Genomic DNA, 15734 nt, shown 5'->3' with positions numbered 1-15734 from the left:
AATTTTTATTTAATCTGATTACTGCTAACTGATTCAGAAATATTGTCAACTGGAATAAACCCATATCTTCCCACACCACTTAATTTGCTAAAGTGAATATAATTCATGTTATCCTGTACTTCTTTAATTGGGTCTATATTCTCAAAAATGATTACTTGGACATCATTTCGAAGTTCAGATAAATTATTAAAAAAAGCTTGCTTCATATCTAGTGATATATCTTCTTCACTGCTGCTTAGTGTTGTTTGATTCAGTCTTTCTTTATAAGTAGTTAACGGAGAATCTAAAATAATCAGTCCAGGATGCTTGAGTCCAACACTTCTTGTATATTTCATAATTGCAATAACAAAAGCAGCATTTAATATTGCTCGATAACCTTTTCCATGATTTTTTCTTTTCTTGCCCGAAACAATTAACTCCTGATCATCATAATCTATGCTAACACTTGTTAAATCAGGATAGTTCCATCCATCAAGTAACTCCTTCACTTCTGTAGCAAACTCATCATAGATTTCTGTTGTTATTTCATTAACGAATTTCATCTTCTGATTCTTTTTAGATAATTCCCTCATAATATCTAATTGGCTAGTTTGATACTCAGCAATACGACGTTCATTAAGTTCAATTTCTTGAAAAAATCTTTTTACGTTCAACAAATTATCCATTTTTTCTTTCGTTAATACTGCAACTGGCTTTAATTCACGCTGAATCATTAATTCGATTTCCTTAATTTGTTGACTTAGAAGTTTTACTTTTTTATTGTTTTCTTCATTCTCATTTTGTAGATTAGTTAATGTTTCTCTAAGATCAATTAGTTGAGCATTGATTTTATTACTTTCCTCAGAACACGCAATCTGTAAATCTTCTAAATAAAAATCATGATTATGCTCAGTAGTTTTTGAGTTGAAAGGATTATTGCAAACAGGACAATTTGAATCAAACAATTGTGAGATATAGTGATCCCCTTCGATAAGAAATTGAAGTCGATCTAAATCAGAGAGATAACTTTTTTCAAGCAATCTAAATCTTTCTAATAGTTCTTGGAGCATTAAAATTCTTGATTTTATTTCTTGTTCTTGAATCCATATTTCTTTCTTTTGTCCCATTCTAAAGTTAATTTCTTTGCTGTTACTTGATAATGCGCTCATCAATTTGTCAATCTCTAAAGTTAATTCTTGGGCATCATAGCCCTGGATTTGAGCATCGTTTCCTTTCAATTCCAACTTTAATGTCTGCAACAAAGAGTTTACAAACTCCAACTTTCCTTCAAGTCGGGTTCTGTATATCTTAGGATCATCTATCTCTTCCCCATGGCTATCATCTACACCTGTGAGAATAGTCTTAAATGCAGACTGTTCTGTCGTTTTATTTGTAGGTATACCGGAATAAATAGGAACTTCCTCTGATATAATTTTTTCTTCGTTTAGCATCATTAGAGCAACGATATTTCTGAAAGAAAAAGATATTTTGGTTCCTCTTGCATTTTTCCTTAAAAGCATATCTTTGATTCCCGTTAAGGATAAAAGAAATGTTGATATATTGTCTTTGTCATCCTTATCATGCTTAGCTTTTAGTTTCACACAATTCTGAAGAAGTAAAATATCATCAATTTTTGACTCATAGACAAAAATTGATGAATCACCAATTTCACGCTTTAATGTGTAGCATTCTCCTTCATATTTCTCAAGTTCAAGAAAAATAGTTGAATAACCAATACTTTCATCTATTTCTTTTGGTTCATCTTTACCACCAAACATATAGTTTATTAATTGAAATATGTAAGTCTTCCCAGTATCAGAAGCCCCTGAGATAACATTAAGCCCTTTTTTGAGTACGATACTAGCATTTCTCTTGTTTTTTCCTGTTAGTCGGATTTCCGAAATCAAAAAACCTTCTGTGCTCATTAATTGCCCCCCCTTACGAAAGCTTCTTTTACAAATTCTCCACCCCAACGATCAATATTTCTCATTATAAAAGTTTTGAGTTCTACGTCAGTATAATTAGAGAATTTGTCTATCAGTAATTTATTCACATCCAGAAGCCGTAGCATATAGTTAGCCTCAAAATGTTGAAGAAACGCTTTGGAGTAAGGTGTTGCCCTATACAAAATTCCACTTTTTCCATATTCGATGTTAATAAGATTTTTGCTAATCATTAAGTGAAGTCCTTGGTTTACTAAATCTCGCTTTATCAGTATTTCACCAGATCGAGATGGTGTTGAAGGATGTAGACTCTCCAATTCTGGCTCAACATCACCATAATGTGTTAATAAATAATCCAAATAAATCAGCCTTTGAATATCTATAGCTTTATTTTCCAATCCCGCTAAAATCACTAAGCACCGAAGCCCAGTTTCCAGTGGAGTATTGAATAGGTAGGTTTCTCTACTTAATTTTACCTCGTTCATTTTCTCACCCAGTTCAGAGAGTCATTGTTCGCTAATTGATGGCATATTCCACTTCTATCACTTCCATCAATATACCTAATTAAAACATTGCTTGTAATCTCTAATTTTCTAGCTTCTTTTATTGTTTCCTTAACACATACAAAGCCGTTAGCATGAGTATCCTCTGCAGTGTCTACTACTCCTCTATAAATTTCATCCTGTAACTTTTCAAAAGGCTCGTCATAAGGCAACTCATCTCTAGCAAATCGTCTGAGTGATTCTGCCTTATAATAGTCTTCCCGCTGCCTATTAAAATGCCGATACAGCGAGCTGTAATTATTCAACTCCTCAATACCACTCACCCTTTTTCCAAGATGATCTGAATATGCTTCAAATAGTTGTGAAACATACCTTACTTCTTCTGGTTTTATTGAAGGTCCCGGAGCCTCTGACTGGGGTCTAGGCTTATTTAGTCCGCCACCAAAACGATATTTGTAAAAAGGTGTAGTGCTGTACTGTTCTATTAATTTTTGAGGGGGACAGTGATTTATTATCGAAAAATCAAACTTTTGGATATATTCCAACAACTCATTAGTTAAGGTAACTTCACTTACATTCGTAATCTTTCTCTTGCATTTATCTTCCCAAGCTGAGATTAATTCATCATTTAGACGAGTCGGATACTCGATTAATTCAGATAAAGAAGTTCCCAAACCACGAGAAGAAATCAAAAAGTACTTTCTTGGAATTGTATATTCTTCAATAAATGTGTAATAGCATAGTTTTCCCAATTCTAACCATACATCACTTGGATAAAGCGGATGGTCATAATGTTTACATTGATAATTATCCCAGACATGATTCGGGGAATCATCATTTACAAATGCAACTATATCCCTTCCCTTATCACCAGCCGAGCCTGAGCGATACACAGATGTATACTCTTTTTTCAAATATCCATCGACCCATTCGCAAATCATGTCCTCAAATTGATCTGCTGAAAATGTTCGCAATCTATCTATAGGTGGGATAGGCAAACCAAAAAGAATGTCGTAATTATCCGGCTTTTGCGGTAATTTGAATGGTTCTAAGTCACTAAGAGTAGTTTCCATATAATCACCTTTCAACAAAAAATGATACTTTATTAACATATTCTACATTTTCCAAGCATTTCCTTTAAATTTCACAAAAAACCTAGTGACTAAGAACTATATCTAGCGCCACGTATTCATAAGAATTACAAACTAGGTAATTGATATTTTTAGAAAGAATAGATTAGACGCCCTCTTTCCCTTCAGCTGGAAAAATAGTCCCATTGTTCTCATTGTTATATCTATAAATATCAGGAAATGCCTCGTTCTTCTTTTTTGCATTATCACGACTCGCCTTTCCCCGATTAAAAATCCACTATAATTTAGCGGAAGCCATTTGATAAAGTACTACTGCCAAATGATTATCTAATTCGTCCACTCGTTTAGTAACAGGATCATTATATTTTAAGTAGTAAAAATCAATGACGTTGGAAACATTTTCATCTCAATCATAGTAAGGTATTATATGTATTTCTTATTCTTAGGAACTTCATCAACCAAATTTATTTCAACATTATTGCTGTTTTTTTCATTATATCTTTTATTCAATTCAATTCTGAAAATCATCCATGAGCATAGCTACCTCATATTTAAATACCTATCTAATATTATTCAAGTGTTAGGCACAGTACCATTTCCTCGAATATTAAGCTTAATAGTAATAGAACACTAAGCCTCTGGAAATAATTCCAGAGGCTTAGTGTTTAAGATGCTTTATTTTATTTCAGTATCCTATAACAAACCGTCAAAACCACCCGATTCCCTTCCCGATTATAAACAATCCGCTCCACAAGCTTCTTCAACGCCTGATTCTTCTCTTCACTCGTCACCGCATCGCTCCACAACTCCCTAAACTCACCCACCCGCTCATATATCTGCTCCACGGTCGGATAATTCCCTTCATCTATCACAACCTTCCGCAAATCCTTCGACTCTTCCCCCAGCTTCTGTATCTGCCTATATCGGATAGCTTTACGCTCCAAAAATACTTACTTCGTAAGCATGTCCTTTTCATACGATTCATACAGCTTGTCCAGCCCCGCTTCTGCTTTATAAATTCCTGCTCTTTGACCTCGATTATCACCTGAGTATCATTATACCGACTGCCATGCATTTCAATCTCCCGCAAAATGTTTGGATCAACATGGTTAATCCGACCATACAGAGCATTGAAAAAATCAACATCCATTACCTTGCCATGCTGTTCACATTTGCTGCCATCTTTGTATTGGTGATAGCACAATCCACTCCAATGCTGCCCTTACTTCTTGTTCTCAACTACTCGGGATCTCATCCGTGAACCGAACTTTTCACAATACAGCAAGCCGGACAATGGAAAAATAGTACGTCTTGAATTGGGGTTCAACATGCGATTCTTAAGTAGAGGCTCCATAATAACTTCATGGTCCTCCGGCGTTTTCAGCTTTTCATGTGTTCCCATGACTTTAATCCGCTCCTCTTCGAGTAAAAGCTCCACCTGACCACGCTTGGAACGGGTTTTGCCATAAGTGCTGTATAACCCATATGGATTTTGCTTGCCAGCAACCGTTGAACCGTAATGCTCGACCAGCCCTTGTACTTTCCATCCTGCTTAATGTTGTATGGCGTGGGTATCTTATTATGCGTCAACCAAATGGCGATTTAAGATATTTCTCTACAATCGCTCGGTAAATTGGACGCTTTGTTTCATCCACCAATACCGACCTAGTGCTTTTATCATAATGGTATATAGGTACATGGAGCGAAGCATCCTCACCTCTTCGACTGAGTCATCCGCAATCACTTGCTTAATGTCTGGGATCGTTTGGCTATTTGTTACTCCGAATTTATCCGCCATTACAAGATCTTCAGTCGCAAACTCTGTTTTCAAAAAATGATCATCGGTTGTCTGCTTCCCTTGTGCAGTTTCGAATGACAGCTTCTGAACATACTCCATCATTCCCTGAATTTAATCAAAAGGCCGCCATCAGTTAACCTTCCTCCTATTGAACTAAGATTTATTCATTACATTTTTCTAATTCAACAACATTCTATCCTTGCTAGCAGCTGTTTCATTTGTTTGATACCTCACCTATGGAGGTTATGATGGCATAAAGAATCGGCTTTAGCATTGGACAGGTATTGAATTGAAGTACGTTGTTTGACATGCGTACAACTCCCTCGTGATGCGGAATCATTTCTCTCACAAAATTTGCATTTACACCATTTGTAATATGGGCTGAACCCATTTCATAGAACATCATTTCAGTTATTCCCCTAAATCTATTCGTGTAATGTAATCGTTCATAATCAGAATTTGTTATTAAGCTACACTTCTGCTGTAAATCTTGCATATTCGCGATGTGATTATTTTCCTGTTTAATAGCTGCCTAAAAATCCCCCACTCATGATTCTCATAAATTTCATGAGAATCACAGTGAGAGACAATATAGTTCGTTACGCTTCTATTCAATTAAAACACTTGAATCACTTGAATCACTTAAATCACTTAAACAATCCTCTATTTCTTCAACCCCGTAATAAACGTATTATCCACAATCTCTTTCACATCTATTTTCTTAGTCAAATACTTTAGATCAGTCAAAATATCAGCCGATGATTGAAGCTCTTTTAATATTTCATCGGGGGTTGGAGAACTTTGATATTCAGCTTTCGATGCGGATGTTTCCACCTGGGAGCGATCCCGACCAGAACTCTTCGCTGCTAAATCAATGAATTCCTCATGATGTTCTTTTGCAAATTGATTAGCTTTCTCTATCACTTGCAGAAATACCTTCACGGCTTCGGGATGTTCCTTCGCAAACTCACCACGGGTGATATAGAAAGTTGGAGATGTTATATTCAGCGACTCACCTGAAGAAATCAGGATAGCACCATTAGTCTTCACTTCTATATCTGCAAAAGGGTCTGCTGTTATCCATGCATCTAATTGACCTGTCTGAAATGCAGGCTGTGCATCCATGATTGTTAAATTAACAATCTTAACATCTGATTGCTGAAGTCCAACAGAATCAAGAAGTTTCAGCAGAAACACATGATGTGACGTTCCTAAACTAACGCCTATTTGCTTTCCCTTCAGATCAATAGCAGTTTTAATTTCACTACCTTTTGGAGCAATAAGATAGTTAACACCATTCACTCCATCAGATAATAATGATATTAATTTGACATCAATGTTGTTAGCTGCCCCAGACAACACAGCGCCTTCCCCCAGTACAGCCAGATCGATACGCTTAGAGGCGATACCCTCATTAATGGGCGGCCCTGCAGGATGATTACTCCAAGCAACCGTAGCACCTAATTTAGTGAATTCTTCTTCAAACCAACCTTTCTCTTTGGCAACATTTAATATAGGTAATCCCATGTTAGCTATATTAATCGTGAACGATGATGCTTCCGACTTTCCTGATCCCGCTTCAGAAGTAGAACCACATGCAGATAATAACATCATAGATACAACTAGAATGAATAATATGAACTTCCTCTTTTGATTCATAACATAACCCCTTTTATAATCTATATATTTCTGATCCTTCTTAATCAACGGCTAATTCGATGGCTGTCTCTGCAGCAAGATCACGAACAAATTGTGGAATAATGACTCTAACTTCCTTCAATTCACCTGTGAATGCAAAAGGAGATTCATAATCTTCCGAGACCGGTGTCAATGCACTTTTGCCAATTGAAAGTACACCTGGACCTCCGATGTGAGCAACCCTCTCGATATCTCCTTCACCTACTAATTTGTTATTGATATATAGCTTCACAACACTGCCAAATCCCTCGTTAGCCTCATAATCGAACCGAACATGGACCTTTCCAAGCGGCAGTTCTTCATTAGATACGATGGAATAATGATGTTCACCGATATAATTGTTATGATATACAAGTCGGTTATACTTCACATAGAAGGCCCAGCCACCAAATCTCCCTCCATTCGCAATGAGCGCTCCTTCTTCTTGGATCGAAGAACGATTCAGATCAGCTTCAATAGAATGCGATAATTTGGAATCTAACAGAACATAATGATGGAATCCATCTTGATTGGGATAGTATTTATATGTCACCGTTCTCGGAACTTCGGTCTTACTATACTTATCTAACAACCCACGTCCATCAAGCGGTAATACACCATATTGTTCTGCTTGCACCCACCATAGATCTATCAGTTCTTTCAACTTCTCCGGTTCAGATTGTGCAAGATCTTGGTTCTCCGAGAAATCTTGATCTACGTGATATAGTTCCCATCGATCCTCATCGAACGACGATCCTGGAACATGGTAAGTGACAGCCTTCCAACCTTCATGATAGATTGCACGATTACCCAGCATTTCATAATATTGCGTCTTTCTTTGGCTTGGATCTAATTGATGATCGAAACTATAGGCCAAGCTAATTCCCTCTATTGATTTCTGCTCAGTACCCTTAACTATCGTTGGTTCATCAATACCTGCCAGTTCGAGAATTGTAGGAACGACATCTATGGCGTGATGATATTGACTTCGAATCCCACCAGCATCCTTTATTTTATCTGGATACGAAATAATAAATGGATCTTTAACACCACCCGCGTGCACAAAGGTTTTATACCATTTAAGCGGTGTATTCCCTACTTGCGCCCAGCCTGTTGGGTAGTGATTGTATGCATCTGGTGTACCGAGTTTATCAATATGTTGTATTTCTTGTTCCGCTTGCTCGGCTTTTCCATTGAAATTCTTGTATTCATTCCATGTGCCCACTTGTTGACCCTCTGGACTTGCACCATTATCTGATACCAGAACAATAATCGTATTGTCGTACTGTTCTATTTCTCTCAATGCAGTCAACAATCGCCCAATATGATAGTCTGTATGATCCAGGAATCCTGCGAATACTTCTTGCATTCTAGTAAACAACCGTTTCTCCGTTGGGTTCAAAGAATCCCAAGCTTTCACTCCAGGGTTACGTGCAGGAAGCACTGTATTTTCCGGAATAATACCTAATTCCTTCTGACGTGCGAACCATTGTTCGCGAGCTACATCCCAACCTTGATCGTATTTCCCGGCATATTTATGGATGAATTCTTCTGGTGCATGGTGAGGAGCATGCGTGGCACCATACGCAAGATATAAGAAGAATGGCTTATCAGGCGCTGCGCTCTTCTGTTCTCTAACATATTTTATGGCTTTATCTGTGAGATCTTCTGTTAAGTGATACCCTTCTTCAGCTGTTCTCGGTTGATCAATGTATTCGTTACCTGCCACTAAATCTGGATTCCACTGATTCGTCTCTCCACCCAAGAATCCATAATAGCGTTCAAATCCTCTAGATAATGGCCAGTGTTCAAAAGGTCCTGCTACAGAACGTTCGTCCGACGGGAGAAGATGCCATTTGCCAACCGCCAACGTGCTGTATCCTTCTTCTTGCAGAATCTCACTGAGTAATGCTGTTTCTTTACTAATCTTACCTCTCGCATTAGGAAACCCACTATTAGCATCAGCAAGAAACCCCATCCCCACAGAATGATGATTTCTTCCGGTTAACAAACAAGCACGAGTTGGAGAGCAGATGGCGGTTGTATGGAAATTCGTATAACGAAGCCCACCATTCGCTAATTTATCAATATTTGGAGTGGAGATATCTGACCCATAACATCCTAGGTGGGAATACCCCGTATCATCCAAAACAATATACACGACATTCGGTGCACCTTCTGGTGGACGTTTCGGACTAGGCCACCAAGGTTTACTATCCTCTACATATCGATTAATTTCTCCTTGAAAATCATTAGACATCTTCACAACTCCTATTCATATTTAATTCATCTGTTGATGTAGATACAGAAAAAAGAGACTCCATAAAGAAAGAATAATCCTTTCTTAACAGAATCTCTGGATGTCCAGTCGACTAGTAAATCGAATATTAAGTTTGATTGGTGCGCCTAACCCTTTTGAATATGAGTGAATAATATCAGCTACGAAGATTAGCTGTCAATCTTTATTTTATTAAACAGATGTAATTAGTCGGAATTATATATAATTGACCTCGTTTCCCTCCTTCTGTTTACCAATCTGTTGATACCAATCACCAGGATCTATCACGAACAAGATGGTGTCTATGGAGCGCCTAACATTAGATAAGAACTTCTTAAGCAACAACTCCAATTTAAAGTGAGTGAGACACGAGAAGAGCTCATCAGCTTGGGAATAAGCTAGCCCTTCTCGGCTAAAGTTTGTCCCTATGATAATGCACCCATTGAAAGCTTTCATGCTATATTAAAGAAAGAAATGGACTATCGAACTATATTTAGTTTTTTTTAGAATCTTAAATATAAACACCAATAATTATATCTTTCATTCACAATCGGGAATATACGTGATAAACTGACAACTAATATATACCATAAGTGAAAACAGGCACAATGCCGCGAAACAGCTGTACTCTATTTTGTTATGCTTCTATTATAATATCGGAGGGTTATGAATGAGTAATTTAATTAACAAGTGGAACCAAGTCAGCCTAGTAAAACGCATACTTTTGGGAATGATGATTGGTATTATCTTAGCTTTGACAATTCCTGATGCCGCACAATGGGTATCTATCTTCGGTTCATTGTTTGTAGGTGCATTAAAGGCCGTTGCCCCCATCCTAGTCTTGTTCTTGGTTATGAGTGCCATCTCTAAACATAGAAGTGGACATCAAACGAATATGAAATCGATTATTGTCCTTTATGGTTTAGGTACATTCCTAGCCGGATTAGTGGCCGTTGTAGCTAGTTTTCTATTTCCGGTTACATTAAGACTAACAACAAGTACCCAAGATCTTACACCTCCAGGTGGCATTCTGGAAGTTCTTGAGAAAATACTATTTAACATCGTTGCTAACCCGATAGATGCTCTGATAAGTGCCAATTATATTGGCATACTTGCTTGGGCTTTACTTCTTGGCATTACGTTAAGAAATGCTGCTGATTCTACCAAAAACATGCTTTCTAATTTCTCAGATGCTATATCTCAATTAGTGAAATGGGTTATCAATTTGGCGCCGATTGGTATTATGGGGCTAGTCTTTGATGCAATCGCAACAAGTGGACTCTCAACCTTGCTCGACTACGGGAAATTACTTTTAGTGCTCCTGGGATGTATGGTTTTTGTAGCTATTGTCGTTAATCCAATAATTGTATTCTTATATATTCGTAAAAATCCATATCCACTTGTCTTTAAATGCTTGAAGGAAAGTGGTATTACAGCATTCTTTACTCGGAGCTCAGCTGCAAACATCCCAGTAAATATGAGTTTATGTGAAAAACTAGGTTTAGATGAGGATACATATTCTGTTTCGATCCCATTAGGGGCTACCATTAATATGGCAGGTGCAGCTGTTACGATTTCTGTCTTAACCCTTGCTGCAGTTAACACTCTTGGCATTCAAGTCGATATGGGTACCGCGCTTATTCTTAGTGTCTTAGCAGCTGTATCAGCTGCAGGCGCTTCAGGTGTTGCCGGAGGATCTCTCCTGCTCATTCCTCTAGCATGTAGCTTATTCGGAATTTCGAATGAAATTGCTATGCAGGTCGTTGGAGTTGGTTTCATCATTGGTGTGTTGCAGGACTCTTGTGAAACTGCACTTAATTCATCTTCCGATGTCCTTTTTACAGCAACAGCTGAATATGCTAAAACGCGTAAGGAAGGTAAGGAAATTATTATTAATGCTTAGATACTAATTCTTATGATTTCGCACAAAATGTGGACAACCCCATTCACAAATTTAACATTTGTAAATGGGGTTGAATTTGTCAATCCCTTCCTATAGCGATTCTTTAGAATCCGATGATAATCTGTGGTATTATGATAAATTTACTGAACAGTAAAGAATAATATTTATCATAAGCTTTTACATGTAAGTATTGTAATTAGTCCTGCGCTGCAAGCTCATCAGCCTTTATCCATTGAAGAACAAAAACAAGCTATCACCTTGGCTCTATCTAAGGGGATAGCTTGTTTTCTTAAGCTTCAGTCCCTCGTACTTTACTACGCGTCACTGATGCACTCATAGCACTGCGATCCGCTCCTGGATACGTGGAAACAGCCTAAAGGCATTCTCATAGAATACCTTCTCATGATGTTGCTCCGGAACGAGCCGGCGGATGAATTCCGCATACAGGTCGATCGGTGCGAGCGGCCAGTCGGTTCCGAACAGCATTTTCTCGTAATGATCACAGTACACGAGGGCCCGGCGGAAATGGTCCATGAACAGCGGTTCGTTCATGAACCGTTCGAACTGGGGTCGATCACCGACGACAAGGCCGGATAAATCCGCGTAGACGTTAGGATTCTTAGCCACTACTTCCGCGGCGTCCATCACCCAAGGATCACCCAGATGGCAGATCATGAAATTCACGTTGCGGTGCTCATAGGCCAATTCATCTACGGTAAGCGGATGGGCGTACTTGAGCAATCCGTTCATCGAGTAGGTATCGCCAGTATGGATTACCACTGGCACACCGTACTTCGCGGCCAATTCATAGATCGGCGTGTAGATTTTGTCATAGACGTAATGATGATAGTACCCAGCATATAGCTTGATTCCCGCCACCTCGGGAGCTTGCAGCCGCGCTTCGATCCGGTCCAACTCCTCCAGAGCGTGCTTGCCAGTGAGCCTGTTCGGGTTGATACCGACACATTCCATTAGGAAAGGCGGAACACTGTCTTCCAAATCGAGACCCATTGGGTTGGGTGAACTGGAATCGGGGAAAGCTCCCTTTGTCTGCTCCGTGACCCCCATTCCAATACCTAGAATGATGTCGTTCTTGTCAAACTCCGTTTTGAGACCGGCGGCGGTGTAATCGACTTTGGACAGCTCGATCGCTGTTTGATGAAAGCTGTCGATGTCTGAGAGATGAATATGAATGTCAATAATTGGCATGTGCGGACTCCTTTTTGTTGGTAGGGCTGGCAAAGGTCAATTTCAGAAGGTCACGAACATCCTCTAGTTTCAGATTCATACCGCCCAAGACCAGAAAAGTCGGCTGTGTCCAGGTGGTTTCCCCGTTCTTAAGGGAAAGATGGTGATTCACGCCATGACAGAACACCTTGTTGTTCACATACGCTGATGAGTTCTGATTGGAATAACTATTCACTACATGCAGCATGTTCTGACGAGAAACCGCGCCGAGTCGTAAGAGTCCCTTGGACTGAAGATGGACTTCCAGCTTCCCGAGAAGGAACTTTCCCTCTCCTGGGGTTTCCACCCATCCTTCGGAGAAGACAGGCGAAGGCTTGAAGAAATTATCGTCCGAGATCGAATAATGCGGTAGAACCATGCCACTTTCGTTGGTCACTGAATGTAGCACACAGAGAACAGGAACACCGGGCAGCATAAGGTAATACTGGTTTATCGTGATCCCCCGATTCGCTTCCTGCTTCTCGATGACAGTGGTCATTCGGAGTCCCTTCCAGATGTTTCCGTGCACATCCGTCTGCTCCGCCCAAGTCGCACTTCTCGGCTCCTGCTGTCGGCTAAAGCCACCTATGCCGTGTATATCCACGCCAAGTCCGCCATACCAGGGATTCCACCAAGAACGCGGTGCTGCTTCCGGATATGAACTGTCCAGCCATTCTTCGCCTTGATGCTTCAGGGAATGCACGACGCTACTGAAGCCGGGGGCTGCCGCTATGGAGAGGACTCCGTTGTTCACCTCATACACGGGACCCGCCGCACCTTCCTCTATCTCGCAGACAACGCTTGCTTCCGTATGAGGAAACCATAGAGCCGGCCGCTCCTGAACCCGATCCTCACCGTGATAGACGGCCCGGACCTTACAACCGGATTCGACATTCCCCCAATCTTGCTTTTCCTCAGGGGAGAACTCAAAGCTTGCAGAACGAACGTCCTGCTCTCTTAACAGCTTCATGTCGGCAACCTTCCGCTCCGTTCCCTCACCGTTATGCACATAAAGTTCCAAGCTACCGGCGAGGGGGACCATCTTTCTTTCGATAAGTTCTGCCTTCAAAAGTCCCGCAAGGAACGGATTACCGCCGCCAAGCACCAGTTCGAGGTGATCGTCCAGCACTGGTACGACTGGGTTACACTGCTTCAGGGCGAAGGTGCGGAAATCCCACCACTTGGCGAAGGTATTCAGTGCAAACACAGTCGCCTTCGTTCGCACGACGGCACCGCCGGAAATCCGGCCAAGATCATGTTCCAGCCCAAGTGGGTATTCCGGACGAAGCAGCTTCAGGGAAGGGTCCCAACAGATACCGCAAGCGAAGTCCCTTTCCTTGTTGAACAGCCAGTTCTCGGTAATCTGGGCGCTATCCCAAAGATTCGGATCACTGGAATATGCCTCGCCCATATCCACATAATGGCCCTGATATGGCAAGATAAGTCGGTTGCCGAAGAAACCGAAATTCGTCAGGAGATACATATTCTCATCTAGCTCTATACTGCTTGTGTTGCAAATTTCATGATGAAATTCAGCGATGCCACTTGCGAATATCTTCGCTACTGACTTTATTTGCAGGTCGGGGAACTCTTCCGACTCGTAGAGGGCTTCAAGAACTTGGCTCTCCTCTTCCGAGTAGATCTTCACTTCTTTGGCCTGCTTCTTGGAGAATTCTTCTGCAAACGGTTTACCCAGCTTCGGATAGTTCCACCAGAAACTGTGGTTCGAGCCAGGATATTCGATCCACATGTTATTATCGAGCTTACCCAGATGGAGGGAGAATGCGCCATTCACGGCGACCCATTGTTCCCCGCGTTCCCCACCAAAGCGGCCATGCGTTCCCTTCATCAGGACGGACAACTTGCTTGTAAAGGAAACTGCCTGCCTATCAGCCGGAACGGCCGTCACGTCAACCTCCCGCGAATAGAGCCCGTAGGACCGCAAGATGAAGGATACCGGGATAGATGCTTTTCCCTTAGCTGGAACTGTGAAACGTACTGTAGGCTCGGTCCATTCCACGCATTCATCCTCTGGCCATTCAAAAGCGAACTCCGCTTCCGAAGCAAAATTGTTCTCCACGTTCAGATACAGCTCTGCCGGTATGTCCGGATAAAGCTCCTCAACTGGCAGTGCTATCTTCATCTTGACTGGGAATTTCGGAGCGATACCTATACGGAACTCGGCTTGTTTGCCACCGATAACCCATTGGCTCTTGACAACAGGATGGGTCTTCTTATCATGTTGCTCCTCCCGAACTGGGTCAAGCTCAAATTCCCCCTCCACGATGATCATTTCTCCCGGAGCAATCGTTTGGGTAGCATCCAGCGCAAATCGGATACTCTTGTCGTCCCGCCCCTTGATCTCAATCGCCAGCTCGGAAGCCAATTTGTTCTTGATGTGATAGCGAACCTTGTAGGCGCAACCGAACACAAGATCGTGATCGTCGATTTCGGTGGAGATTGTATAGTCAGGAGTGTCGAGAGCTGTCAGCCCGCGACCCGTCTTTTCGAATTCCGCTTGCACATAGAGATCTCCCTTACTCCATGTGTAATCAAAGTAATCGAAGCCGCGCTCCCGGCGACCATCCGGCTCGATAACGAGCTCGCGAGTGCTGTCTACATACCAATCCAGCTCCTCAAAATAAGGAGCGAGTACTTCGGTTTGCAATACGGTCGGAATGAAGTTCATCAGATGGACGTTATCTTCATTTTTTTCCCAGAAGAACCCGCATTTCTTATACATGGGTACGGCTTTAGTGTTGCCTGCCCATGTAAATAGATCCAGCCGTGGCCACCCCGCTTCCACTGTCTTGCGGACGGCATTCAAAATTAGATTACGACCGACCTTGTAACCGTGATAATCGGGTCTCACATTCAATAGAGGTACATACAGTGCCCCTTCGTCTTGACGGTAGTGGGCGAAACTGCAGAAACCAATAACCTCTTTGCCATCGACGGCGAGAAACACATGAAGATTGGACGAAATCTCCATCTCCCGGCGCACAGTCTCCTCCGTCCTCTGCTTGGTGCCGCCTCCCCAACTTTCGTTGCTAAGATTCCACATAACAGCGACCGCTCCCGCGTAGGAAGGATCGTATTCGATAATTCGGATTTGTTCTGCGGTATCATTTGTTGTCATGCTCTCATCTCCTGATCTTCATCTAAAGGTATGTACTTTTACATTTTTATACACGAAAGTCTCTTCTTTGGGTTAGCCGTCTTGCCATAGGTTATTCTGGTAGACTCTATAAGTAATACTCTTATCATACTATAAAATGGAATTATTGAACCACGGATAGATTACTTTAAAATAAAATCTACCACCTAGAAGCAGG

At 41.0% G+C, this 15734-nt stretch carries 12 protein-coding genes; 1 reads left to right on the top strand and 11 read right to left on the bottom strand.

Going from position 1 to position 15734, the window contains the following annotated elements; translation table 11 throughout:
- Nucleotides 1-5: 5 nt before the first annotated feature.
- The 9 genes from J2T13_RS12580 to J2T13_RS12540 all read right to left on the bottom strand — a co-directional run bounded on the left by J2T13_RS12580 (nucleotide 6) and on the right by J2T13_RS12540 (nucleotide 9251).
- On the bottom strand, nucleotides 6-1904 hold the full coding sequence (locus J2T13_RS12580; protein ID WP_429371690.1) for a hypothetical protein: 1899 nt from the start codon (nucleotides 1902-1904) through the stop codon (nucleotides 6-8).
- Nucleotides 1904-2407, bottom strand: coding sequence for an ABC-three component system middle component 2 (locus J2T13_RS12575; RefSeq protein ID WP_429371689.1), 504 nt, complete (start codon nucleotides 2405-2407; stop codon nucleotides 1904-1906). Before J2T13_RS12575 ends, J2T13_RS12580 begins: the two co-directional genes overlap by 1 nt.
- A complete protein-coding gene (locus J2T13_RS12570; protein WP_429371687.1) occupies nucleotides 2404-3498 on the bottom strand; it encodes an ABC-three component system protein in 1095 nt (364 codons plus the stop codon). The genes J2T13_RS12575 and J2T13_RS12570 overlap by 4 nt, the downstream gene beginning before the upstream one ends.
- Nucleotides 3499-4196: 698 nt before the next feature.
- Nucleotides 4197-4460, bottom strand: a complete 264-nt coding sequence (locus J2T13_RS12565) for a hypothetical protein (RefSeq protein WP_429371685.1) — start codon at nucleotides 4458-4460, stop codon at nucleotides 4197-4199.
- A gap of 278 nt (nucleotides 4461-4738) precedes the next feature.
- On the bottom strand, nucleotides 4739-4918 hold the full coding sequence (locus J2T13_RS12560; protein WP_429371683.1) for a hypothetical protein: 180 nt from the start codon (nucleotides 4916-4918) through the stop codon (nucleotides 4739-4741).
- Nucleotides 4919-5131: 213 nt separating this feature from the next.
- Nucleotides 5132-5416 (bottom strand): hypothetical protein, encoded by a 285-nt coding sequence (locus J2T13_RS12555; RefSeq protein WP_429371681.1) that lies wholly within the window; start codon nucleotides 5414-5416, stop codon nucleotides 5132-5134.
- A gap of 112 nt (nucleotides 5417-5528) precedes the next feature.
- Entirely contained in the window at nucleotides 5529-5840 is a 312-nt protein-coding gene (locus J2T13_RS12550) for a DUF305 domain-containing protein (protein WP_429371791.1), read from the bottom strand.
- A gap of 137 nt (nucleotides 5841-5977) precedes the next feature.
- Entirely contained in the window at nucleotides 5978-6973 is a 996-nt protein-coding gene (locus J2T13_RS12545; RefSeq protein WP_429371679.1) for an aliphatic sulfonate ABC transporter substrate-binding protein, read from the bottom strand.
- Nucleotides 6974-7013: 40 nt separating this feature from the next.
- On the bottom strand, nucleotides 7014-9251 hold the full coding sequence (locus J2T13_RS12540; RefSeq protein WP_429371677.1) for a sulfatase-like hydrolase/transferase: 2238 nt from the start codon (nucleotides 9249-9251) through the stop codon (nucleotides 7014-7016).
- 688 nt (nucleotides 9252-9939) lie between these two features.
- On the opposite strand from J2T13_RS12540, the gene sstT reads away from it, so the two are divergent.
- Nucleotides 9940-11172: a serine/threonine transporter SstT gene (sstT, locus tag J2T13_RS12535; protein ID WP_429371675.1), complete on the top strand. Its 1233-nt coding sequence runs from the start codon at nucleotides 9940-9942 to the stop codon at nucleotides 11170-11172.
- A gap of 333 nt (nucleotides 11173-11505) precedes the next feature.
- On the opposite strand, the gene J2T13_RS12530 is transcribed toward sstT, so the two are convergent.
- Together J2T13_RS12530 and J2T13_RS12525 are read right to left on the bottom strand one after the other, a co-directional pair.
- Entirely contained in the window at nucleotides 11506-12381 is an 876-nt protein-coding gene (locus J2T13_RS12530) for an amidohydrolase family protein (protein WP_429371673.1), read from the bottom strand.
- Nucleotides 12368-15538, bottom strand: a complete 3171-nt coding sequence (locus J2T13_RS12525; protein ID WP_429371671.1) for a GNAT family N-acetyltransferase — start codon at nucleotides 15536-15538, stop codon at nucleotides 12368-12370. Before J2T13_RS12525 ends, J2T13_RS12530 begins: the two co-directional genes overlap by 14 nt.
- Between the last annotated feature and the right edge of the window lie 196 nt (nucleotides 15539-15734).

It is taken from the genome of Paenibacillus sp. DS2015, assembly GCF_050433705.1.
GTDB lineage: Bacteria > Bacillota > Bacilli > Paenibacillales > Paenibacillaceae > Paenibacillus_AQ.
This window is presented reverse-complemented; position numbering and strand designations above follow the sequence as displayed.